Annotated in this window: 20 protein-coding genes; 12 read left to right on the top strand and 8 right to left on the bottom strand. The window is 59.3% G+C overall.

Annotated elements, in window-relative coordinates; translation table 11 throughout:
• Positions 1-106: 106 nt before the first annotated feature.
• From BLT00_RS18845 to BLT00_RS18830, 4 genes are all read right to left on the bottom strand, one after another.
• Positions 107-1,426: an outer membrane protein transport protein gene (locus BLT00_RS18845; protein WP_092147521.1), complete on the bottom strand. Its 1,320-nt coding sequence runs from the start codon at positions 1,424-1,426 to the stop codon at positions 107-109.
• Positions 1,427-1,725: 299 nt separating this feature from the next.
• Entirely contained in the window at positions 1,726-2,562 is an 837-nt protein-coding gene (locus BLT00_RS18840; protein WP_057396519.1) for an SDR family NAD(P)-dependent oxidoreductase, read from the bottom strand.
• Positions 2,563-2,590: 28 nt separating this feature from the next.
• The gene (locus BLT00_RS18835; protein WP_092147524.1) at positions 2,591-3,454 is read right to left on the bottom strand and encodes an SDR family NAD(P)-dependent oxidoreductase; all 864 of its coding nucleotides are present in this window, start codon (positions 3,452-3,454) and stop codon (positions 2,591-2,593) included.
• Between the two features lie 4 nt (positions 3,455-3,458).
• Positions 3,459-4,379: an alpha/beta hydrolase gene (locus tag BLT00_RS18830; RefSeq protein WP_170862062.1), complete on the bottom strand. Its 921-nt coding sequence runs from the start codon at positions 4,377-4,379 to the stop codon at positions 3,459-3,461.
• Between the two features lie 133 nt (positions 4,380-4,512).
• Here BLT00_RS18830 and BLT00_RS18825 point away from each other — a divergent pair, with 133 nt between their 5' ends.
• From BLT00_RS18825 to BLT00_RS18800, 6 genes are all read left to right on the top strand, one after another.
• Positions 4,513-5,529, top strand: coding sequence for an AraC family transcriptional regulator (locus tag BLT00_RS18825; RefSeq protein WP_092147530.1), 1,017 nt, complete (start codon positions 4,513-4,515; stop codon positions 5,527-5,529).
• Between the two features lie 945 nt (positions 5,530-6,474).
• Complete coding sequence (locus BLT00_RS18820; RefSeq protein ID WP_092147533.1) at positions 6,475-7,446, top strand: tripartite tricarboxylate transporter substrate binding protein; 972 nt, start codon at positions 6,475-6,477, stop codon at positions 7,444-7,446.
• Between the two features lie 103 nt (positions 7,447-7,549).
• Positions 7,550-7,996 carry a tripartite tricarboxylate transporter TctB family protein gene (locus BLT00_RS18815; protein WP_371856965.1) on the top strand — a complete coding sequence of 149 codons (447 nt, stop codon included), beginning with the start codon at positions 7,550-7,552 and terminating at the stop codon, positions 7,994-7,996.
• Between the two features lie 9 nt (positions 7,997-8,005).
• Positions 8,006-9,526, top strand: coding sequence for a tripartite tricarboxylate transporter permease (locus BLT00_RS18810; RefSeq protein ID WP_092147539.1), 1,521 nt, complete (start codon positions 8,006-8,008; stop codon positions 9,524-9,526).
• An 80-nt stretch (positions 9,527-9,606) separates the two neighbouring features.
• Complete coding sequence (locus tag BLT00_RS18805; RefSeq protein ID WP_092147542.1) at positions 9,607-10,764, top strand: L-talarate/galactarate dehydratase; 1,158 nt, start codon at positions 9,607-9,609, stop codon at positions 10,762-10,764.
• A 17-nt stretch (positions 10,765-10,781) separates the two neighbouring features.
• A complete protein-coding gene (locus BLT00_RS18800; protein WP_092147545.1) occupies positions 10,782-12,215 on the top strand; it encodes an FAD-binding oxidoreductase in 1,434 nt (477 codons plus the stop codon).
• 47 nt (positions 12,216-12,262) lie between these two features.
• Here the strand turns inward: BLT00_RS18800 and BLT00_RS18795 are convergent, their stop codons facing one another.
• Complete coding sequence (locus BLT00_RS18795; protein ID WP_092147548.1) at positions 12,263-12,970, bottom strand: NUDIX hydrolase; 708 nt, start codon at positions 12,968-12,970, stop codon at positions 12,263-12,265.
• Positions 12,960-13,517 (bottom strand): adenylyltransferase/cytidyltransferase family protein, encoded by a 558-nt coding sequence (locus tag BLT00_RS18790; protein WP_092147551.1) that lies wholly within the window; start codon positions 13,515-13,517, stop codon positions 12,960-12,962. Before BLT00_RS18790 ends, BLT00_RS18795 begins: the two co-directional genes overlap by 11 nt.
• Positions 13,518-13,698: 181 nt before the next feature.
• Here BLT00_RS18790 and BLT00_RS18785 point away from each other — a divergent pair, with 181 nt between their 5' ends.
• Genes BLT00_RS18785 through nadE form a run of 3 tightly spaced genes read left to right on the top strand, consistent with a single transcriptional unit; the run spans position 13,699 to position 16,423 of the window.
• A complete protein-coding gene (locus BLT00_RS18785; protein ID WP_092147554.1) occupies positions 13,699-14,346 on the top strand; it encodes a nicotinamidase in 648 nt (215 codons plus the stop codon).
• A 9-nt stretch (positions 14,347-14,355) separates the two neighbouring features.
• Entirely contained in the window at positions 14,356-15,585 is a 1,230-nt protein-coding gene (gene pncB, locus BLT00_RS18780) for a nicotinate phosphoribosyltransferase (protein WP_092147557.1), read from the top strand.
• A 1-nt stretch (position 15,586) separates the two neighbouring features.
• Positions 15,587-16,423, top strand: a complete 837-nt coding sequence (gene nadE / locus BLT00_RS18775; protein WP_092147560.1) for an ammonia-dependent NAD(+) synthetase — start codon at positions 15,587-15,589, stop codon at positions 16,421-16,423.
• A gap of 7 nt (positions 16,424-16,430) precedes the next feature.
• Here nadE and BLT00_RS18770 read toward each other — a convergent pair whose 3' ends face one another.
• Positions 16,431-18,320 (bottom strand): methyl-accepting chemotaxis protein, encoded by a 1,890-nt coding sequence (locus tag BLT00_RS18770; RefSeq protein ID WP_092147563.1) that lies wholly within the window; start codon positions 18,318-18,320, stop codon positions 16,431-16,433.
• 192 nt (positions 18,321-18,512) lie between these two features.
• Here BLT00_RS18770 and nudK point away from each other — a divergent pair, with 192 nt between their 5' ends.
• Entirely contained in the window at positions 18,513-19,109 is a 597-nt protein-coding gene (gene nudK, locus BLT00_RS18765) for a GDP-mannose pyrophosphatase NudK (protein ID WP_092147565.1), read from the top strand.
• On the opposite strand, the gene ftrA is transcribed toward nudK, so the two are convergent.
• Positions 19,066-20,094, bottom strand: coding sequence for a transcriptional regulator FtrA (gene ftrA / locus BLT00_RS18760; protein WP_092147568.1), 1,029 nt, complete (start codon positions 20,092-20,094; stop codon positions 19,066-19,068). The genes nudK and ftrA overlap by 44 nt on opposite strands.
• A gap of 265 nt (positions 20,095-20,359) precedes the next feature.
• Between ftrA and rarD the strand changes: the two genes are divergently transcribed.
• Positions 20,360-21,289 (top strand): EamA family transporter RarD, encoded by a 930-nt coding sequence (gene rarD, locus BLT00_RS18755; protein ID WP_092147571.1) that lies wholly within the window; start codon positions 20,360-20,362, stop codon positions 21,287-21,289.
• A 61-nt stretch (positions 21,290-21,350) separates the two neighbouring features.
• A complete protein-coding gene (locus tag BLT00_RS18750) occupies positions 21,351-22,340 on the top strand; it encodes an aspartate-semialdehyde dehydrogenase (protein ID WP_092147574.1) in 990 nt (329 codons plus the stop codon).
• The last annotated feature ends 11 nt before the right edge of the window (positions 22,341-22,351 follow it).

Below are 22,351 nucleotides of genomic sequence, written 5' to 3'. Positions count from 1 at the left end.
TAATGCGATCTGTAGCAACTGTCCAGTTCACGAGGCTGCTACAGCAAAGAGTGCGTCGCGGCTGAAATTGCTTAACTGACCTTCATCGGGCTTATGAGGGTGAGGATTAGTATCGATAGGTTGCCTGCACTGAAAATATATTCGCACTGTTTTCGTAATTAGCACTGTATTCAGGTTGAAGGCCGGAGTTGTTCGGTTGGTTTACCGAGGCTTTGGATTCCCAGAGATAACCATAAGCAAAGTCTATCGTCAGATCGGGATTCGGCAAATAAGCGCCACCCAGGGTCACGACTTGGCGGTTACCAACCGGAACGCGCACGCTACGATCGGCATTGCTGATCGGCGACGGATCGTAGGCGTAGCCTGCACGCAGCAGCCATTGTTGGTTCAATTGAAAGGATACGCCAACGGCGGTGGACCACGTGTCGTGCCAGTTCAATGGTTCGCCCACACGCTCCAGACCCGCACTCTGGCCAAGGGCGGAAACATCGCTGTTGATTGCCTCGATCTTTTTCAGTCGACTCCAACGTTTCCAGGTGGTCCCCAGGTATCCCGTCCAGCGACTATTGAAATGATGGGTGATAGAGGTGTTCACGGATTCGGGCATCGTGATGTCTATCTTGTTGTCATACTTTCCGTCCAGCGGGATAACGCTCGGGGAGCCGGAAAACTCGGTATGCCCTTTGAGGTGATAGCTCACCTTCGAGTGGTAGTTAATCCCCCAACTCGTTGCATCACTCAAGTCAACCAAGAGGCCGACGTTGTAGCCAATTGCCGTGTCATCGCCTTTGATGGTGACCCGTGTGTCCTGGCCGTTGTTCAGAGCGCCGGTGGCCAGGTAATTCTGAAGTTTTGCATCGAAATGATTTATGGTCGGTCCGCCACCAATGGACACGTAATCATTGATCCGATAGGCAATGGTGGGCTGCAGGGTTACCTCCTTGGTCGAGCTATAGGAACCCTGGTAGCGGCCCTGAAAAGTGCTCTCGTATTCGTTGATCAGACCACTCGGAGCATAGAGACCCAGACCAATCGAAAAACGATCATCAAGCGGCGTCGACAGATAGGCGAAGGGCACGACCGCCAAAGGTACCGAGTCCCCCTTATTCGTTCCTGCGACACTGCTCTGCGCATCACTAATGTCGTCGCTCCCCGAGATGATCGCGGCCCCGCCGGAAATCTCGGTACGTTTCAACTTGGTCAAGCCAGCAGGATTTCCGTAGATGGTGCTGGCGTCCAGTGCGGAAGACGACCTTCCCGCATAAGCAGTTCCCGCACTGCTGGCACTTTGTTCGTTAAGAGCAATGCCATTAGCGCCTGCAATTGTAGAGGCACTGAGCAGTGCCATGACACTGGTGTACTTAATCCACGCAGCACTCTTTCGCTGAGCGGAGAGACACGGGATCGCACGGCTATTGAGTTTCATTTTCCACCTCTCGTTTATTGTTTTTGTTGATTGCACGCAGGCAAGGCTTCGCCTTCCTGTGCACTTTTGAGTGCCGGTTGGAGTTGATCGAAGTTGTGTAAAAGAACCTGAAGGAACACCACCAGGGCACGACTGCTGGACTTACAAATGCGAGTCAGGGACTCAATTAAGCCATTCGACTTGGAAGCTATAGCGCCCCAAGAGCGGCGCCAGGATTTCCTGGTTAGTTCCGGCCCGGATGCGGGCGACATGCCCACGGCCAGAAGCGGTCATTTGTTCAGGCTGTGACCCTGACCTAATCAAGCCTTGTCTTCATCGCTGAGCCTTACCGCTTCGGCGACTTTTCCAGCGTCGAAACCGATCCACTCGATAAGCCGACGCAGCAAGCCTGGCGCTTTCGCCACCAGCACTTGGCTGCGTGGCACCGTCACCAAGTCATGCCGCTGCTCGATGCAGTCCACCAGGGCGGCCACCACCTGCTCCAACGCGACGAACTGCCAGACCCCCTGATGGTTATTCCAGACCAGGGTGGAGGACGGCCCATCAACGATCGCCTCCATCATCGGCGTTTGGAAGAAGGTCGGGTGGAATGAGCCGACACTCACGCCGTGCTGACGAAGCTCCAGGCGTAAGCTGTCACACAGGGCCCAGACTCCGGCCTTGCTGGCGGTGTAGGCCGTGTTCAACGGCGAATGAACGAAAGCCGCCATAGACGAGATGGCCAGTAGATAGCCCTGGCGTGCCTTCACATGGGGCAGTGAGGCGCGGAAGGTGCGCGCCACACCGTTGAGGTTGATATCGATGACCCGGTCAAACGTGGCGGGATCGATATACTCCAGGGCTACCACCGAGCTGACGCCAGCGCCGGCGACCACCACATCAATTCCGCCGAAATGCTGCGCGGCCTCTTTCAGCGCCGTTTCCAGACTCTCAATTGAGCGCACGTTGGCCACCCAACCGACAGCGACATTAGGCCCGCCCAGGGTGACAGCCATTGCATTCAGGCTATCCAGATCGAGATCCAGCAAGACCAGCTTCGCGCCTTTGTCGCGCAGGGCCTGCGCGGCGGCCCTGCCGAGACCACCCGTGGCACCAGTGATGGCGATGACGCGGTCGTTCAACGAGTAGCTTTTCATGGGTGAACCTTAAGCAAGTAGTGGGGCATCAACTAGGGCTCTGGGTGCGAACGGTTTCTTCTTCCAATTGGTGGAGCAACCGTTGCAGGCGGGCATCGCGTGTCAGATGCCAGTCCGTGAAAACGTTGAACAGGCCGCGCAACAGTGAGATGGGCGCCCAGCGAGCCGGTACAACGATGCGCGGCTGGCGCTTTTGTAGACCGCGCACCACGCCACGTGCCACCTGTTCCGGTGCAATCGCCTGATGCAGGAAGGCCGGCAATAGGGTCTCGTTCATCTGGGTGGCGATGGCGTTGCCACCGAAGGCGACCTTGGCGATGGCGGTCGCCGTCCAGCCGGGATAGAGCACGCTGGCGCTGGCCCCGGTTGCACTTAACTCGGCGCGCAGCGAGCGGGCCAGCGACTCCACCGCCGCCTTGCTCGCGGCATAGGGCGCGTTGGCCATGCCGTTCAAGTAGGCATAGGTCGACGACGTGACCAGCACTTGGCCCCGATTGCGCACGACCTCCGGCAGTGCGGCGCGCATCGCGTGCCACACCCCGAACAGATCCACCTCAATGATGCGACGGAACTCCGCTTCGTCGCAGGTGCGTAGGGTCGCCGGTACGCCTCGCCAGGAGATGCCGGCATTGGCGAAGGCCACATCGAGACGGCCGAAACGCTCGACTGCTTGGCATATCACTGCCTTTGCCGCCTCGGCGTCGGTGACGTCGAACGCCAGCGGCAACACACGTTGGCTGTTGAACTCCTGGGCCAGCTTGTCCACCGCCTCCTGCGAGGTATCGGTCAGCACTAGGCTGGCGCCCTGCACATACAGTTCGCGTGCACTGGCGGCGCCGATGCCGCCAGCCGCGCCGGTGATCAGAACCACTTTGCCTTGAAGGTCGTACATATTCTTATCTCTTCGTTGGCGTGCTTGGCACGTTGCGCTTGAGGAAGTCGAGTTGATCACCCACCACCTGCTCGAAGGCTTCGCCCACATAAATATCGAAATGCCCATGGGCATAGCGCTTGATCTCATGACGTGGCGCGCGCCGGGCGTGACGCAGCGTCCGCTTCGCCGGTGCCACGCTGTCGGGATCGCACACGCAAAACAGCACAGGGGCCTGGATACGAGGTGTACTGCGCCCGGGGTAGTAGCGAATGATGTCCAGGGCAAAACGCGCGGCGGCCTCTTTGCGGATACGCGCACCTGACGGGATCAGCCCGTTATAGCCACCCCAGGCATCCGGCGAAGTCATGAATGCCGTATCGCCAGGTTGACCGGCGAGCGGAACCAGAATGGGTTTGGCGCCGAACCACGAGCCGATACGGTCGGCCAGGGCCAGCAAGGTGAGGCGAAGTGACACCAGGAGTTCGGTGGCAAGACTGGAGCTCAGGCCGTCGGTGAAGGGACATTGGGAAATGACAGCGGCCACCCTGGCATCGTCGGCGGCGGTGGCCAGCACATGCCCGCCACCGAACGAGGTGCCCCAGATAACGATACGCTGCGGGTCCACATCCGCGAGGCGGCGGGCGTGATCTATCGCGGCTGTCCAGTCTTCGAGCTGGCGGTTGATATCCAGCAGTTGGCGCGGCTCGCCTTCGCTGTCGCCGAAGTGGCGATAGTCGAACACCAGGCACGCGTAGCCGGCGGCGGCGAAGCGGGCGGCAAAGGCCGGCAAGCGCATCTTGCGCGTCCCGCCAAGCCCATGCGCCATCACCACCACCGGGAAAGGTCCTGCACCCAGTGGGCGGTAAAAGTCGGCAACGCAACGCGAGCCGTTGGAGAAGAACTGGATTGTCGCTGGTGCCAGAAGATCGGTGATCGTGTTCATGAACGGCATCTGCTGGAATGGCTGGAGTGCCGTCATTCTCGGCCGCTGCCGTTAGGAAGGCTTGACGGTATCCGACGCCCCGCTTGACACTTTGCGCCAAACAACAAAAGGCCAACCAGCCTAAAGAGGCCCGATGAGCCAGCCTTTGTATCGGCGCGTGGTGCCAGAGACCTACGTGCAACTGCTCTATGAATACCTGGAGGTGCTCGGTCATGAGCCCGAGTCGGTACTTGGCCAGCCCTGGCCCACACCTGCCCAGGAGGGTGTCGGCGGCGTTGACGTGGAATGCTGGGATCGCCTGCTGGTGACGGCGGCGCAGGCACTGGACGACCCGCTGCTGGGCCTACACGTCGGCCAAACCATCAGCGCCCGGCATATCGGTGTGCTCGGCTCGGTGCTGCTGGCCTGTGGTAATCTCGGTACGGCTCTGCAACGCCTGGAGCGCTACATTCGCCTGGTGTACGACGTCATTCCCATGACTCGCCGCGACGGCGACGGCTGGTTCGAACTGGTCTGGGATGTCAGCCAGTACCAGCCCGGACCCTTGGTGAACGAAACCGGTATGGTTGCCATAATGCAGTTCTGCCGTGCCCTAGTGCGCGGCACGGTCAACCCGTTGCGAATCGATTTCAATCATCCCAGCCCTCTCGACACCAGCCCGTACGAAGCCTTCTTCGGCTGCCCGGTACGCTTCGGTCAGGCCGAGGCGGTCCTGCGTTTCTCCGCGCAACTGCTCGAACTGCCCTTTAAGAGCCCCGACCCGGCGCTGGTCTCCCTGTTGGAACAACATGCGGATCGCCTGCTGGCCCAGTTGCCACAGCAGGATGAATTCGTGGAACAGCTGCGCAAGACCATCACCCATGCCTTGCGCGAAGGTGAGCCGAGCATAGAGCGGATAAGCCCCCAACTGGGCACCTCGTCACGCACGCTACAGCGCCGTCTAAAAGAGGCCGGCACCAGCTTTCGCTATGAGCTGAACTTGGTTCGCCACGAACTAGCGTTGTCGTACCTGCGCGATCCACGCCTGCAAATCGTGGATATCGCCATGCTGCTGGGCTATTCGGAGCACAGCGCCTTCACTCGCGCCTTCAAGGAGTGGAGTGGAAGGTCGCCCCATGAGGCGAGACAACTCAACTCGGAGAGTTACTGAGCGGGGAGTCCATGGAATTAGGGAAGGCTTCGGGAGCAGGCTCAGTCTCTGTTCGGCCTCGGGATATCAGGCCCTTTTTGAGTGGTCCATTGAGTGGCCGCTGAGCGTTTCGTTATCAGGGCTTGAATCTGCGCTAGCGTGTTGCGAAGACACGTTGGCGGCCCCCGAAGACTCGATGCAACCATCAGAGATATAAGGTCCAGTAGAGGTCGATTTCTTCGACAGTGAGAGCCCGGGCTGCTGGGTTCATCCCGAATAGCGGGTAGGACATCCACTCTTGGAATCTCAGAAGTGGCTGTAAGGCCCGCCGTTCCTGGGCTAGACAGTTTTTATTCTCAAGCGTATTTGTCCGAGTCACGGTTTTTGGGGCTCGCGACAGTTTTGCATTTCCTCCGAATCGGGCTGAAGGCCACGGAAACTGGGCGTCTTTTGCGACAGTTTTAATTCTCTTAATCCACAGCTCAGCCCCGAAACGCTGATAGAAACCAACCCCCTGATTCAGGGGGTTTTTTTTTAGGGGCGACTAGACTTCGTGCTGGTTCAGGCTGGGAACCGAGCTCAATCGCGCTCTGGTCGGCCAGCCCTGTTCGTCGTATTCAAGGCAAGCTGCCGAACGACTGCATTGACAACACGGGACTTAGATGATGATATCAAGTCATACGACAACGTATGACATAGAAAAATAATAAAAACGAAAGGCGCAGTCATGTCTTCCACATCTACCGCCCTGCGATTTTGCAAGTCACCGGTCCCACGCGTTATCGCAGGGCGCCAGCGACCTTCCTCTCTTTGCGAGAAGCCCCCTGCGGGCTCGCAACGGCTATCCAATTCCTCGATCCCAACGTTAAGGCCTGTGCGCTTGCCTCGTCAGGCGTTAGCGCTGGGCGTGCTCGCTTCGTGCGTAACTTCAAACCCACAATCAATGGCAGCACCTGGAGAACAATAATGAAGAAAACACTCTGCGCCTCTTTGATCGCCTCTTTCCTGAGCCTGACTGCCGGCACGGCAATGGCCGCCGATGCCAGCGACTGGCCAAGTCGTCCGGTGCAGGTGGTGGTGATTGCCAACGCCGGCGGTGACACTGATTTCAACGCACGAATGATGGCCAAGTACTTTACCAAGCTCACCGGCAAATCCATGGTGGTGACCAATATGGCCGGCGGGGGCGGGACGATTGCCGCCGATGCGGTCAAGAGTGCAGAGCCAGACGGCAATACCATCCTGTTCACCCACACCGGCCAGTTGATCGTTAACGAAGTGGCGGGACTCTCGGAGGATCGCTTTGATGCGTTTGATATCTCCTGCATCGCCGGCGTCGACAAAGGTGCGGTGTTCGTCTCGGCGAAAAGCTCGGGCATCGACAGCCTCGACCAACTGATTGAAAAAGCCAAGGCCAAGCCCGGCACCATTACCTACGGTACCGAAATGGGCAACTTCTCTCACCTGCAAGGGCTGATGTTCGAGAAGCTCGCCGGTGTGAAACTGAAAATGGTCGACAGCGGCACGGTGTCGGAAAAAATCGTCGCCTTGCTGGGCAAGCGCATTGACCTTGGCGCCATCAGTTATGGGTCGGTCCAGGATTACATCACCAGCGGCAAGATGACTGCCTTGGGCCAGCCCAACGCTGAGCGCAACGCATTGCTGGGCGACGTCAAGACCTTCAAGGAACAAGGCGTGGACCTGATCCTGGACAAGCCTTATGTCGTCGCTTTCCCGAAAGGCACTGACCCGGCCATCGTCAAGAAAATGGCCGACACCATGAAGAAGATTACCGAAGAGCCGGAATACGCCGAAGAGCTGAAGAAATCCTTCAAGCAGCCGGTCAGTTTCCAGGGCACCGAGGAAGCTGTTGCCACCTTGAACAAAACCCGCGACAGCTTCATGCAGTTCAAGGACGAGATGCGTAAAGCCAAGTAATTCTGCGTAGCGGCTCGGGTGTGCGCCGCGTTGGCAACCACCCGATCATCAGTCCTTTCCAGCAAGAGGAGCCTGTATGGATTCCTATAAAAGAAACGAGCTATTGGCCGGCCTGGCCATGCTCGGTGCCGGCGTGGCTTATCTGGTATTGACCTTGAACCTGCCGCGTCGCGGGTTGGTCGATGCCGCGTTTGTACCTTGGGTGCTTGCTGTCGCGTTGTGCCTGTTGGGTGCGTTGCAATTATGGGCGTGGCGAAAGCTGCCGGACAAAAGTGCCGAACCCACAGAAAAACCTGAGTCGATCGACTATCCAACAGTCTTCAAATCCCTGGCTTTGGTGCTGATTTTTACAGCGCTGCTGCAGACCGTAGGCTTTGTGATCATGACGGTGCTTTATCTCTATGCCCAGTTCATCGTGCTGACCCCTGCGGAACAAAAGGTCAAGCACCTCCAATACGCGCTGATAGCGGTCGTTTCGGCGGTGCTGATTTTCTTCATTTTTCGCCATGGCTTCGACTTGCTCCTGCCGGTCGGTTTATTGGATTTCTAGGGGACGGCCATGATCGAACTCATGCAAACAGGCTTCGCGGCCGTACTGACACCCTACGTTTTTCTCCTGATCACCCTCGGCGTTGCGGTGGGGATCGTTTTTGGTGCGGTGCCCGGGCTCTCGGCCACCATGGCCATCGCGCTGTGCTTGCCGCTGACTTACTCGATGGGGCCAGGCCCTGGCTTGGCGCTGCTGGTCGCGTTGTTCGTCGGTGCCACTTCGGGAGGGCTGATATCGGCGATATTGCTCAACATACCGGGAACGCCGGCCTCCATCGCCACGACATTCGATGGTTGGCCGCTGATGAAACAAGGCCATGGCGTCAAGGCCCTTGGGATTGGCGTGGTGTTCTCGTTTCTTGGCACGATTTTCAGTATCGCCGCGCTGATGTTCATCGCCCCGATCCTGGCGGAACTGGCCCTGAGCTTTGGCCCGCACGAATATTTTTCCATCGCTATTTTCTCGCTGACGTTGATCGCCACGCTGTCGACCGGTTCGCTGGTCAAAGGCTTGTTTGCCGGTGCCCTGGGTTTTGCCTTTTCCACCGTGGGGATTGCACCGGTCGAGGCCATTCGCCGCTTTACCTTTGACCTGCCGAGCCTCAATGGCGGCTTCGCCATGCTGACTGTCATGATCGGCATGTTTGCCGTCGCCGAGGTGCTGAAGTTTGCTGAGAGTGCGCGCCTGAGCCACCGGGCCAAACCACAGCACGTCAGTATGAAAGGCGTGAAAGGTTTCGGTTTTTCGATAAAGGAATTTGTCGGTCAACTGCCCAACGCCACTCGTTCATCCCTGATCGGCCTCGGTATCGGCATCCTGCCCGGTATCGGTGCCGGTACGTCGAATATCGTTTCTTATATCGTTGCAAAGAAACGCTCCAAGACGCCTGAGGAGTTCGGTAAAGGCAAGATTGACGGCGTAGTGGCCAGCGAGACGGCAAACAATGCCGGCATCGGTGGCGCGATGATTCCACTGCTGACGCTGGGCATTCCCGGCGATACCACCACGGCGGTCATGCTCGGCGGTTTCATGATCCACGGCATCCAGCCAGGGCCCCTGCTGTTCATCAGCCAGGCACCGTTGGTCTATACGATCTTCGCCGCGCTTATCCTCGCTTCCGTGCTGATGCTGGTGCTGGAGTTCTACGGCCTGCGCATGTTCATCAAGTTGCTGGCGGTGCCCAAGCACATCCTGCTGCCGATCATCCTGGTCTTGTGCGTGGTTGGGGCCTTCGGCTTGAACAGCCGGATCTTCGATGTCTGGGCGGTGCTGCTGTTTGGCTTGCTGGGGTACGGGTTCGTCAAAGCCGGTTTGCCGATTGCACCGTTCATCATCGGCTTCATCCTGGGCCCCATGGCGGAAACCAACTTACGCCGTGGCTTGATGCTGTCCGACGGCAACTTCGTCGGCTTCCTCACCAACCCCATCTCAGCGGGCTTTCTCATCCTGGCTGCCGCCTCCATCTCCTGGCACCTGGTGACGGTTATTCGCAACAGGAAAAGCGCGGCTATTGAATTGATGCGCAGCTAGCTCGCTGCATTTGTCCGCGTTCGCTGCTGCAACCCGAACAGGTGTTGCAGCAGCCAAACCCAAACGTTCGGAGCAAAGCCATGCAAGACACGCCTCAAATGCCTTCCGCCGACGACGACCGCATTGCCTGGGTGCGCGTGGCCTCGGTTTTCCTGCCATTGGCCAATCCCATCAGCGATGCCAAGGTGCTGACCGGCCGGCAAAAGCCAATGACAGAAATCGCCATTCTGTTCGTGGAAATCGAAACCAGGGACGGCCACCGTGGCCTGGGGTTCAGCTATTCCAAGCGCGCCGGTGGCCCCGGGCAATTTGCCCACGCCCAGGAAATCGCCCCCAGCCTGATCGGCGAGAATCCAAGCGACATTTCCAAACTATGGGACAAGCTCTGCTGGGCGGGTGCCTCGGTGGGGCGCAGCGGCTTGGCCACACAGGCCATTGGCGCGTTCGATGTCGCCCTGTGGGATCTGAAAGCCAAGCGAGCCAATCTTTCGTTGGCTCGCTTGCTCGGCGCCCATCGCGATTCGGTCCAGTGCTACAACACATCGGGTGGATTCCTGCATACGCCGCTTGATCAATTAATGATCAATACCGAGCTGTCTCGGGAAAAGGGCATTGGTGGTATCAAGCTCAAGGTGGGTCAGCCTGACCAGGCACTGGATCTGCACCGGGTCAGCACCATCCGCAAACATCTGGGCGATGACTTTCCATTGATGGTCGACGCGAACCAGCAATGGGATCGGCCCACTGCGCAGCGCATGTGCCGCCGTCTCGAGCAGTTCAACCTGATCTGGATCGAGGAACCGCTCGATTGCTACGACGCCGAAGGTCACGCCGCATTGGCTCGGGAATTCGATACGCCAATCGCCACCGGTGAAATGCTCACCAGCGTTGCCGAACACTGGGAGTTCATCAAACTGCGCGCGACCGATTACCTGATGCCTGATGCCCCTCGTGTCGGTGGCATCACCCCTTATCTCAAAGTCCAGGCGTTGGCCGAGCAAGCGGGGCTGATGATTGCGCCGCACTTTGCCATGGAGCTGCATATCCATCTGGCTGCCACGTACAGTCGCGAGCCTTGGGTGGAACATTTCGAATGGCTGGAGCCGCTGTTCAATGAGCGTATGCAAACCCGTGATGGGCGGATGTTGGTGCCCACCCGGCCTGGCCTTGGGCTGTCCTTGAGTGAGCGCGTGGCTGGCTGGACGGCGAATCAGGCAGCGTTCGGGCAGCGTCCGTAAGTGCTAAGGAGAGAGGGATGCCTTCGTTGAGCGATGAAGTGCTCCAACGCATCGAGCAGGTGGTAGGGCAGGCAGGGTTGGTACGTGACCCGGCGTTGATGCAGAGCTATCTGACGGACTGGCGTAACGCCTATCAAGGCCAGGCTGCGTTGGTGGTACGCCCGGCGACGACCGAGGAAGTGGCCGAGGTTGTACGCATCTGTCATGACGCCCAAGTGGCCTTGGTGCCCCAAGGCGGCAACACCGGCTTGAATGGCGGATCGATCCCCGATGCTTCTGGCAGCCAATTGGTGCTGTCCTTGAACCGGATGAAGCGCATCCGGGAAATCGACCTGGCCAACGAAACCATCACGGTAGAGGCCGGGGTGATTCTGCAACATTTACAGGATGCCGCCAGCCAGGTTGGGCGCCTGTTTCCGCTGTCACTGGGGGCGGAGGGCAGTTGCACGGTGGGTGGCAATCTTGCGACCAATGCCGGCGGAACGGCAGTGCTGCGTTACGGCAACATGCGTGAGCTGACCCTTGGCCTGGAAGTGGTGCTGCCTGACGGCCGCGTCTGGAACGGATTGCGGGGCTTGCGTAAGGACAACACCGGTTACGACCTCAAGCATTTATTTATTGGCTCGGAGGGCACGCTCGGGATCATCACGGCGGCGGTGCTCAAATTGTTCCCGGCGACCCATAGCACGGCGACAGCCTGGGTCGCGCTGCCTTCGCCGCAGGCGGCGGTGGAGTTGATTGGCCATGTGCGCAGCCTGTGCGCCGACCGCCTGACGGGCTTCGAGATGATGTCGCGCCAAAGTCTGGATTTTGTCCTGGACCATGTGGCCGGTTGCAGTGACCCGCTGGAAACGAAGCATCCTTGGTACGCCCTCATTGAGCTGCGCGACACGGTGCCCGACGCGCCATTGACGCTGTTGCTTGAAAACGGCCTGGCCCACGCCTTCGAGCGCGGTTGGGTCAGCGATGCGGTGTTGGCCAGCAACCAGACGCAAGCCGCGGCACTGTGGGCGCTGCGCGAAGGTATTTCCGAGGCGCAGAATCATGAAGGCCCGAGCCTCAAGCATGACATCAGCGTACCCGTGAGTCGCATACCGGAATTCATCGAGCGCACCGACAGTGTCTTACAACAGGACTTTGCGGGGGTGCGCATCGTTTCTTACGGCCACATGGGCGACGGCAACCTGCATTACAACATCAGCAAACCGCTCGGCGAGACGGACGCCTCGTTCAGGGCCCGGGAACACGCGATCATGGAGGTCATCTACCGGATGACAAGCGCCTTCAACGGCAGCATCAGCGCTGAGCACGGACTGGGACAAGCCAAGCCTGACGCGGCCGTTCGCTTCAAGGATCCGCTGGAGATCGAATTGATGCGTGCCATTAAACGCACGCTGGACCCGGCGGGGTTAATGAACCCTGGCAAGGTCTTCACTGCCGGGCTCGAATAATCAGATATAGCGCGGATGGCGCCAGCATTTGCGTTTGTCGCTAAGCGTTACTCCAGAAAACAACGATCAAAAAGATAAACGCTGGCCGGCTTGAGGTTTTCCACCGTGCGTTGCGGGCGGCCGCCGTCGCCGCTTTTCTTGCGGCCGGTTTCCTGCAAGTAGCCCGCCTCGGTCATCTTCAATAGACGCTGACGCATGCTGGTCTTGAGCACCGGGCGATCGAGCACCACGGAGAAAATGCCCACCGCTTCCGGCGCGCTGAACTCCGGGCCCAGGAACATCAGCGGCAGGCTGCTGTAGAGGGCTTTGGACAACAACCGCTCCTGGACCGCAGCCACCAGGCTGTTGTGGTCGAAAGGAAGTTTGATCGAGGCGTCAGCGACATCCTTGAGGGGGAAAAAACCCTGGTGTTCGGCGAGCTGGACCGCCTCGCTGACAATCGCGAGATAAAAAGTCGACGACGACCAGCAGCGCGGATCGCGGAACGCGTCGCCGACGGTGCCGACCTGTTCGATCCAGGCCAGCGGCATGCCCACTTTGCTTGAGCTGCGCAGACGCTCCACGGCGTCGTTCAGCGTGAGATCTTCGACGTCACCATTGACCACGATCCCGGGCAGCGCCCAGTGACCGGCGAACGGCTCGGCTTCCCGGCGGTTCAAGAGGATTTCCAGCGCCTGGGTCTCCCGGCACAAGCGCAGCACACAGAGGTCGATGGTGTGCAGGTAGTCGCGCGCGGGGGCTGTGCTAGTGGGCATGTCGATTTCCGTGGGTCGCATAAAGGTCATAGTTTAACGGGTTCATGCCGGGAGCCATCCAGTCGGAGGGAAGCGACTCGCCCAACGCCAGTCGTTCGCGAACCACCGTGCTGCGCACGTGGATCTTTTCCTCCACGCAAAGAATGGAAAAACGCTCCAGCAATTCCTGGCCGCGGTAGAAGGTCGGCAGCCGATCCGCGACATCCCGGCCCACCACCAATGCAATCCGCTTGCCGTCCAGGGCCAGGCTGTCGGCGAGGTGGGCGAGCAGGGTGTAGCTGTAGATTGCGCCCTCAACGCCACGGGCCACGACCTGTTCCACCCGGCTTGCACGCACTTCGGCGCAGCACAGTGGCTGCACCTTTTCGACGATCGATTCCAGCCAGTTCAGGCGAACGTCATAGTCGACCATTTGTTTGCCGTAAGGATGCCGGAAGCTGGGGACCACCAGCACGCGTCTGGCCAGGCGTGAGGCCTCGATCATCACCTGGGCGTGACCGGCGTGCGGAGGATTGAAGGCGCCGCCATAAAGGGCAATCTCGAACATGGCATATCCTCTTTTGGTACACGACATGTACTCTATCAGCAAAATCTTTTTAGTGAAAACATGATTTGTGCTGAGCAATAGCCATTGTTAAGGAGAGTTCGTCAAAAATATTTTCTGTGAGTGGCTTGTCATGAAAGTACATCTTGTGTACTCTCATCGCCATGAAGAGGAGAAACCCAGCATGAACAGCCTGACCCGGAAAACCGCTTCCTTCGATGTCGATGCGCAAAAGAGCTTTACGCCGCTATGCCCCGATGAGCTTCCGGTGCCGGGCGGTGACCAGATTGCCGGTGAGCTGAATTTCGTCGCATCCCTGGCCAGCCTCCGCATCGGCAGCAAGGACGCCCATTCGCCCCTGGCTCCGTGGGTGGTCGCCGATCACGCACAGATGTTCGTGCCGACCGGGCTCGAACACGCCGACATCACCTGGGTCAGCCACTGCGTTCCTGGTACCGAAGGTTTCGCCCTGCTGGATCAATTGCCGACCCCCTATGACTACGACTATTTCGTCTGGAAGGGCGTCGAGCCGGATCTGCACCCCTACGGCGCGTGCTACCACGACCTGCACGGCAAGCTGTCCACCGGGGTGATCGAGTACCTGAACGGCCTGGGTGTGCGGCAGGTGATTGTTGGCGGGCTGGCGCTGGATTTCTGCGTCAAGACCACCGCTCTGCAACTGGCCGCCGCTGGCTTCGAGGTGATCATTCACCTCCCGGCCTGCCGGGCCATCAGTGAGGAGGGGGCCATCCAGGCCATCCAAGACATGCAGCAAGCGGGGATTTCGGTGGCCTTGACCCGCGAAGAAACCATCCGCCTGGCAAACGCATAAGGAAGAGCCATGGACAGCGCATTCGATTCAAGCAGCGGCACCATCCAGAGTCTTCTGGATACCGACTACTACACCTTCACCATGATGCAGGCGGTCTTGCACCAGCACCCGAATGTCGAGGTGGAATACCAATTCATCGTCCGCTCCAAGGAGCGCCTCGGTCACCTGATCCCGGACATTCGCGTGGAGTTGGAGAAGCTTGCCGGGCTGCAGCTGCGTGAGGGAGAGCAGCGGTTTCTGTTCAACAAGCGTTTTCGTGAGTACCTGACACCGGACTTCGAACAGTTTCTCGGCCTGTTTCGCTTCAATCTGCGCTACATACACGTTTCGGAAGTCGACGGCCAACTGCACATCCGCGTCCGTGGCCCGATGTTGCACTGCATCATGTTCGAGCAACCGGTATTGGCGATGGTCAGCGAACTGCGCAACCGCGAGAAATACCCCGAGGTCGAGTTGGCCGACGTCACCCGCAAGCTGTATCAGAAGTTCGAATGGCTGGAGAAAAACGCCAGCCGTGAAGAACTCGCCGAGTTTCGCGTTTCAGACTTCTCCACCCGGCGGCGGCTGTCGTTCAGGGCCCAGCGTGAAGTGGTGAATATTATGCGCAGCGATTTTCCTGGGGTCTTTGTCGGCACCAGTAACGCTCACTTGGCCTACGAGTTCGATCTCCCGCTGATTGGCACAATGGCTCACCAATGGCTGATGGTGCACCAGCAACTCGGGCGCTTGCGCGAGAGCCAGAACGCGGCGTTGGAAAACTGGGTGCGCGAGTATCGCGGCCGCCTCGGTATCGCCCTGACGGACTGCATCAGCACCGACTTCTTCCTCAAGGATTTCGACCTGTACTTCGCCAAGCTCTATGACGGCCTGCGCCAGGATTCCGGTGACCCCATCGTCTGGGCGGACAAGGTGCTCAAGCGTTACCAGGAACTGGGCGTCGATCCGCGCACCAAGGACCTGATGTTTTCCGACGGCCTCAATTTCGAAAAATGCCTGCCGATCCTGCGGCATGTTCGTGGCAAGGCCAGATTCGGTTTTGGCATGGGCACCAGCCTGGCCTGCGATGTCGATGGCGTCGAACCGCTGAGCATCGTCATGAAGCTGGTGCGGGTCCACGGCGAGCCGGTCGTGAAGTTCTCCGACGACCCGATCAAGAACGTCTGCGAGGATGCCTCGTTTCTGCGGTACGCCGCCCAAGTGTTCAACGTCGCCCTGATCAATCCACAGCTGGGAGCCTGATATGACTACGCTTGTGCAAGAACGCATTGCCCGGGAACTGGGCATCGACCGTCAACTCACACGGGGTGGCGAAGCAACCGAGATTGCCCGCCGGATCGAATTCATCAAGCAGATCTTGCGCGAGTCCGGTTGCAGGTCCCTGGTCCTGGGGATCAGTGGCGGCGTCGACTCCCTCACCGCTGGCCGCCTCTGCCAGTTGGCGGTGGAGCAACTGCGTGGTGAGGACTACGCGGCGCGGTTTATCGCAGTCCGGCTGCCGTACAAGGCCCAGGCCGATGAGCAGGACGCCCAGGCTTCCTTGGATTTCATCCGGCCGGACGTGATCACCACCAGCAATATCGCCGCGTGTGTCGACGGTCTGATGGGCAGTATCGCCATCGATGGCTTGTATCCTAGCGCCGAGCTCACCGACTTTGCCAAAGGCAACGCCAAGGCCCGGGCACGGATGCTGGCGCAATACGCCATTGCCAATCTGAGCAATGGGTTGGTGGTTGGCACCGATCATGGAGCGGAGGCGGTGATGGGGTTTTTCACCAAGTTTGGCGACGGCGCGTGCGACCTGGCCCCGTTGTCCGGGTTGACGAAGACTCAGGTGAGATTGTTGGCCGATACGCTGGGCGCCCCCGCCAACCTGGTGCGCAAGGCACCGACCGCCGATTTGGAAGACCTGGCACCCGGTAAGCTCGATGAAGTGGCGTATGGCTGCAGCTACGAGGAAATCGATGGGTACCTGATGGGCGAAGAGGTGTCGCCCCAGGCGCGACAGATCATTGAATGCGCCTACTTCAAGACGGCTCACAAACGCGCATTGCCCCGCGTCCCGCCTACCCGGTTGTGAATGAGCCTCAGATCTTGAAGGTGTTGACCATTTGTTGCAGGCGGCGTGACTGGTTTTCCAGTTCTGTGCAGGCCTGCAAGGTGGATTGCAAATTGCCGACCATTTCCTGGTTCAGGTCATTGATGTGGCTGATGTCGCGATCCAGATTGTCCACCACCGAGGTTTGTTCTTCGGTGGCGGTGGCCACCGACAGGTTGATCTCGTCGATTTCGCCGATGCCCATCAGCACGCGATTGAGTCGCTCGCCTGCGAGCCTGGCGGTAGTGACGTTGTCGTCGCTGTGACGCTGGCTTTCGAGCATGGCGCTTACGGCGCTGCCGGCACCTGCTTGCAGTTCCTCGATCATGCTGTGGATTTCCTGAGCGGACTGTTGGGTGCGATGGGCGAGCGTACGGACTTCGTCCGAGACCACTGCAAAACCGCGCCCGGCATCTCCGGCGCGGGCGGCCTCGATGGCAGCGTTAAGGGCCAGCAAGTTGGTCTGGTCGGAAATGCCTTTGATGACGTCGAGAATACGTCCGATCTTCAGCGTTTTCTCATTCAGGCTTTCGATGTCCTGGCGGGTATTGACCACCTGCGACGAGAGTTGCGACATGGCGCTGATACTGCGCTGCACCACCGACTGGCCTTCCTGGGTCTGATCCCTGGTATCAGAGGCGCGGCTTGAAGCATGAGCGGCGCTGCGAGCGATTTCCTGGGCTGCGGCCCCAAGCTCATTGATAGCCGTGGCGACGTTATGGGTCAGCGCCGCTTGGGTGTCAGAGCTTTTCAGGGATGCGTTTGACGCCTGGCTGACCTGTGCCGCCAATTGGGTGAGCTGGACACTGGACGCCAGGACTTCCCGGATCGACTGCTGGATACGTTCGACGAAGCGGTTGAACCCCCCGGCCATCATGCCGAACTCGTCCCGGGAGAGGCTGTGCAGGCGCTGGGTCAGGTCGCCTTCGCCATCGGCTATGGATTGCATGGCCGAGCCCATGCTGCGTAATGGTCGCATCAGGGCATTGATCAACAGGCCGAGCAAACCGACGGTCACCAGCATGGCGATTAATGTGGCGACCAACGCCGAAGTGCGAAACGCGTGGAGTACGGCGTAGGCTTTGTCTTTATCCACTGAAAGTCCGATGGACCAATGCAGCGAGGGTAGGCCGTTGATGGGTGTAAAAGTGACGATCCGCGTTCGGCCGTTTTCCTGCACTTCATTCAAGGCGCTGTTGATGCTCGGCGGGCCTTCGGGGAACGCTTGGGCGAGTGTCTTGGTCACTCGTGTGTTGTCCGGGTGCACCAGGATCTTGCCGTCGTCGCTGACCAGGAAGGCGTAGCCTATGCCGTTGAGGTCCACGGCATTGATGATTTTGGCGAGTTGCTCCAGGCTCAGGCTCGCCCCCAGCACACCCACGGCCTTGCCATCGACCTTGATCGGCGCCGCTTGGGTCATGATCAGGTAATCAATACCGGCACCGATGTAGGGTTCGGTCAGCACGGGTTCAAGGCTGCGAGCCGCGTCTTTGTACCAGGCGCGCTGGCGAACATCATACCCGTCGGGCATTACCCGCTCGGGATGGATAAAGAAACGACTGTCTTCAAGGCCGACGTAGCTGGCGATGAAGGTCTTTGTAATGATGTCCTGGGAGAGAATTGCGCCGATGGTCTGCGGGGTGGGATCGGCGGCGATGGTTTCGGCGGCACCTTCGATCAATAGGATGCGGCCGGCCAGCCAGCTGTCGAGGTTCGCGCCCAGCAACTGGCCGGTGGCCTGTAGGTTGCGGTGCAATGCTTCGCGGGTGCTGGCTTGCTGGCGATGGTCGTTGAACAACGAGAAAGACAGGAATACCGCCATCACGATGACGCAGGCACCCAGAAGAATCTTGTGGCCAAATTTCAGATTGATGCCCATGAGGAATTCTCGTCCGGTTTCTTTTTTATTGATGGAATCCCCGCAGGCTCAGGGCTGGTCGAAGATTTAATGAGCGGACAGATTTTGTCGAACTAGAAAAAACGATGGGCCATCGTGAGTTTTCTTGTGAGCCTGAAAGAGGTGCGAATGGAGTTTTCAAAGGGGACCTCGGGTCCCGAACGGAGTGGGTAAATGACACAGGCAATCGGCATCAAGGATCGCGTACGCATCAAGCACGTCGAAGTCCTCTCGGATGATTGGTACGTGCTGCGCAAGACCACCTACGACTACCTCGGCCGCAACGGCCAATGGCGCGAGCTGACGCGCGAGACCTACGACCGTGGCAACGGCGCCACCATCCTGCTGTACAGCAAGGCCAAGCAGACCGTGGTGTTGACCCGGCAATTCCGCTTCCCGGCCTTCGTCAACGGGCACGACGACTTGTTGATAGAAACTTGCGCCGGCCTGCTGGATAACGACGACCCGCACACCTGCATCCGCAAGGAAACCCAGGAAGAAACCGGCTATATCATCCAGGACGTGCGCAAAGTGTTCGACGCTTTCATGAGTCCGGGTTCGGTGACTGAGCGGGTGCATTTTTTCGTCGGCGAATATTTCGACGAAGACAAGCAGCACGAAGGCGGCGGCCTGGAAGCCGAGGGTGAAGAGATCGAAGTGCTGGAAATGTCGCTCGATCAGGCCCTGGACATGATCGAGCGCGGTGAGATTTGCGACGGCAAGACCATCATGCTGTTGCAGTACGCCAAGTTGCATCGGTTGCTGGATTAGCCTTCAGGGCTGCCTGGGGACTGGCTTCACGTCTGCCAAACCGTTCACGGTAGGCGGAGGGTGGCAAACCCACAGCGTTGCGGAAGGCTGCGCGGAAACTTTCCACCGAGCGATACCCACAAGCCTGGGCAATGCTGGCTGTGTGCTGGTCGGTGCTTTCCAGCAGTTCCCGTGCCCGGTTGAGGCGCTCCTGTTGCAGCCAGGCCTTGGGTGCAAGGCCTGTCGTCTCGATGAAGCGTCGCAGGAAGGTGCGCTCGCTCATGGCGACGCGGGCGGCCATGTCGCCCACGCTGGGGGATTGATCCAGGTTTTCGCGAATCCATTGCAAAACACCGCTTAGTTCATTGCGTGGCGACTTGCTCACGGGCGCGACGATGAATTGGGCCTGGCCGCCGGTGCGTTGTGGGGCCATGACCAGGCGCCGGGCCACCGAGTTGGCGACGTGGGTGCCGCAGTCGCGGGCAATCAGATGCAGGCAGGCGTCGATGCCCGCCGCGCTTCCGGCTGAAGTGATCAATTGCCCGGCGTCCACATACAACACGTTCGGGTCGACGTTGATCAGCGGGTAGTGTTCGGCAAGCTCTTGGGCAAATTGCCAATGGGTGGTTGCGGTTTCGCCGTCGAGCAGGCCGGTGGCTGCGAGGACGAATACTCCCGAACAGATCGATAGCAAGCGTGCGCCGCGGGCATGGGCTTTGCGCAAGGCCTGCAACAGGGCTTCGGGAGGCGGCTCCTGACGGCTGCGCCAACCGGGAACGATGATGGTGCGTGCGGTTTCGAGTGCCTCGAGCCCGGCGTCGACGCCAATCTGCAGGCCGCCGAACGCACGCATCGGCCCCTGATCGACGGCCACGACTTGATGGGTGTACCAGGGAATGTCCAGTTCCGGACGCGGCAGGCCGAATATCTCCAGGGCGATACCGAATTCGAATACGCAAAGGCCTTCGTAGGCGAGGATGGCCACTGTTCCTGGAGGTGTCAGCATTTGGCGTAAAGCTACCGTTTATTGTCGTCTGCCGCACTGTAGCGGACTGTCCCGCCCTCCTACAATCGCTGGCAACACCCAGGCTGGCTGCGCCTTGTGACGGTGACAGCAGCATGACCGATGTCGGCCCGGAACGGGTGGCTGCCAAGGCACGCCTTGTCAGTTTCCGTCGTTCCTCGGCTGCCGAACAACCGACAATCACGCGCATTCTTCTCCCCAATAGTTGTGGATAACGCTATGCGCGCTTTCAACACCGAGGTGGCCCATGACAGCCAGAAATGAATCCGGACAAGGCGTGGCTTTCGGGCTCGGCGCTACGCTGCTTTGGGGATCCTACCCGCTTTGGTACAAACCGCTGGCCGGGCTCGACGCGTACCATCTGCTGTCTTGGCGGGTGGTGTTTGCCGAGCTGTTTCTCGTTGCACTGGTCTTGCTGACCGCACGAGTCTCAACCTTGCGTTCCACGCTTAAGACGGTTCGCCCGGTCAACGTGCTGACGGTCTCTACGGTATTAGGGCTGTGGTGGCTGATGTACATCTACGCAATCATGACGGGGCGAGTGCTGGAGGTTGCCTTCGGCTATTTCCTCAGCCCGATCATGAGCATGTTGGTGTCACGCCTGGTCTTCAAGGAACGCCTCAGCGTCTTGCAGACCTGGGCCATTTTCCTGGCCGTGGCGGGCGTGACGCTGATGGCGTTCGAGTTGCTGAACCTGCACTCCTTCCCCTGGATCGCCCTGGTCATCGGTTTTTGCTATTCCTTCTACGGCCTCTTCAAGAAGAAGGTCCCGGGCGACCCGGTGGTTATCCAGACGCTCGAGATCGCAGTCCTGCTTCCGTTTGCAGCGGTATTCCTGCTGCTGGCACAGGCCCACGGCGTGGGCCATCAATTCCTGCAGTCAGGCACTCGCGACCTGTTGCTGGTCGCCACGGGGCTGATCACGGTACTGCCCCTGTGGTGGTACAGCCTGGCCGCCAAGCAGCTGTCGATGATCGCGCTGGGCTTCCTGCAATTTGTGCCGCCCATTTGCAACTTCCTGTTGGCTGCGTTCGTTTATGGCGAGCCGGTTTCAGCATTGAAACTGGCGGCATTTTCGTTCATCTGGCTGGCGCTTGCGTTGTTTACCTGGAACTCCATCCGGGCCCAGCGTGCAGCGGCAGCCGCCAACGTGTCCGCGCAGTTGCGTACGGCATGACATACCCGCAGCGCTGTCACTTTCCGGGAATGGCGCAGGTTTTTCAGGATAAGGAATCGAAATGAAGAAAGTCGCCGTGGTGGGCTGCACCGGTGCAGTGGGCATGACCATGCTGCAATTGCTTGAAAATACCGATTATGAAGTGGTGTGCATGGCCTCTGGCCGTTCGGCGGGCAAGCGCCTGAAGGTGGGTCAGGTCGAGCACCTGATCGAAGCCTTTTCGGTCGAGGGGTGCGCCTCGTGCGACATCGTCTTCCTGTGTGTCTCCGGGGCCTTCGCCCTGGAGTATGGCGAGCGTCTGGCTGAAAACGCCTACGTCATCGATAACTCCTCGGCCTTCCGTTATCACCCGGCGATTCCGCTCCTGGTGCCGCCCATCAACGGTCAGCGTTACAAGGGCGAAAAACTGATCGCCAACCCCAATTGCTCCTCGGCTATTGCGCTGATGGTGCTAGGGCCGCTGCATCAGGCCTTCGGGTTGGAGAGTGCGATCATTTCCACTTATCAGGCCGCCAGCGGTGCGGGGCAGCCGGCGATGCTGGAACTGCGAGAGAAGGCCAAGTCCTTCAGTGATTATGGCGACCGTGATGACAGCGAGCACTTCGCCCATAACCTGGCTTTCAACGTGATTCCCCAGGTCGATTCGTTCGAAGCCAATGGTTACACCCGTGAAGAAATGAAAGTGGTCTGGGAGCTGCGCAAGGTCCTGGACGAACCGGGGTTGGCTATCAGCACCACGGCTGTGCGGGTGCCGACCCTGCGTTCCCATGCCGAGAGCCTGAGCCTGCGCTTCAAAAAGCCCATCCAGTCATTGGCGCAGGTGCGTGATTTGTTGCGCGCGGCGCCGGGGGTTGAAGTGGTGGATGAGCCCGAGTTCGGCGCTTATCCGATGCCCATGACCTCCACCTACAAGCATGCGGTGGAAGTCGGGCGGATTCGCTACAACCTGATCTACGGCGAGCACGGGCTGGACCTGTTTATCAGTGGTGATCAGTTACTGCGGGGTGCTGCATTGAACGCATTCGAAATCATGCAATTGATCAAGTCTTGATCAAGCACGAG

This window comes from Pseudomonas sp. NFACC51, from assembly GCF_900103575.1.
GTDB classification, from domain to species: Bacteria; Pseudomonadota; Gammaproteobacteria; order Pseudomonadales; family Pseudomonadaceae; genus Aquipseudomonas; species Aquipseudomonas fluorescens_Q.
Note: the sequence above shows the minus strand (reverse complement) of the source record. Positions and strands in the feature narration are given on the sequence as shown.

Bases quoted from the DNA above. Each gene is read 5' to 3' on its own strand.
- BLT00_RS18845 (WP_092147521.1), bottom strand. From the start codon at position 1,426: ATGAAACTCAATAGCCGTGCGATCCCGTGTCTCTCCGCTCAGCGAAAG.
- BLT00_RS18840 (WP_057396519.1), bottom strand. From the start codon at position 2,562: ATGAAAAGCTACTCGTTGAACGACCGCGTCATCGCCATCACTGGTGCC.
- BLT00_RS18835 (WP_092147524.1), bottom strand. From the start codon at position 3,454: ATGTACGACCTTCAAGGCAAAGTGGTTCTGATCACCGGCGCGGCTGGC.
- BLT00_RS18830 (WP_170862062.1), bottom strand. From the start codon at position 4,379: ATGAACACGATCACCGATCTTCTGGCACCAGCGACAATCCAGTTCTTC.
- BLT00_RS18825 (WP_092147530.1), top strand. From the start codon at position 4,513: ATGAGCCAGCCTTTGTATCGGCGCGTGGTGCCAGAGACCTACGTGCAA.
- BLT00_RS18820 (WP_092147533.1), top strand. From the start codon at position 6,475: ATGAAGAAAACACTCTGCGCCTCTTTGATCGCCTCTTTCCTGAGCCTG.
- BLT00_RS18810 (WP_092147539.1), top strand. From the start codon at position 8,006: ATGATCGAACTCATGCAAACAGGCTTCGCGGCCGTACTGACACCCTAC.
- BLT00_RS18805 (WP_092147542.1), top strand. From the start codon at position 9,607: ATGCAAGACACGCCTCAAATGCCTTCCGCCGACGACGACCGCATTGCC.
- BLT00_RS18800 (WP_092147545.1), top strand. From the start codon at position 10,782: ATGCCTTCGTTGAGCGATGAAGTGCTCCAACGCATCGAGCAGGTGGTA.
- BLT00_RS18795 (WP_092147548.1), bottom strand. From the start codon at position 12,970: ATGCCCACTAGCACAGCCCCCGCGCGCGACTACCTGCACACCATCGAC.
- BLT00_RS18790 (WP_092147551.1), bottom strand. From the start codon at position 13,517: ATGTTCGAGATTGCCCTTTATGGCGGCGCCTTCAATCCTCCGCACGCC.
- BLT00_RS18785 (WP_092147554.1), top strand. From the start codon at position 13,699: ATGAACAGCCTGACCCGGAAAACCGCTTCCTTCGATGTCGATGCGCAA.
- pncB (WP_092147557.1), top strand. From the start codon at position 14,356: ATGGACAGCGCATTCGATTCAAGCAGCGGCACCATCCAGAGTCTTCTG.
- nadE (WP_092147560.1), top strand. From the start codon at position 15,587: ATGACTACGCTTGTGCAAGAACGCATTGCCCGGGAACTGGGCATCGAC.
- BLT00_RS18770 (WP_092147563.1), bottom strand. From the start codon at position 18,320: ATGGGCATCAATCTGAAATTTGGCCACAAGATTCTTCTGGGTGCCTGC.
- nudK (WP_092147565.1), top strand. From the start codon at position 18,513: ATGACACAGGCAATCGGCATCAAGGATCGCGTACGCATCAAGCACGTC.
- ftrA (WP_092147568.1), bottom strand. From the start codon at position 20,094: ATGCTGACACCTCCAGGAACAGTGGCCATCCTCGCCTACGAAGGCCTT.
- rarD (WP_092147571.1), top strand. From the start codon at position 20,360: ATGACAGCCAGAAATGAATCCGGACAAGGCGTGGCTTTCGGGCTCGGC.
- BLT00_RS18750 (WP_092147574.1), top strand. From the start codon at position 21,351: ATGAAGAAAGTCGCCGTGGTGGGCTGCACCGGTGCAGTGGGCATGACC.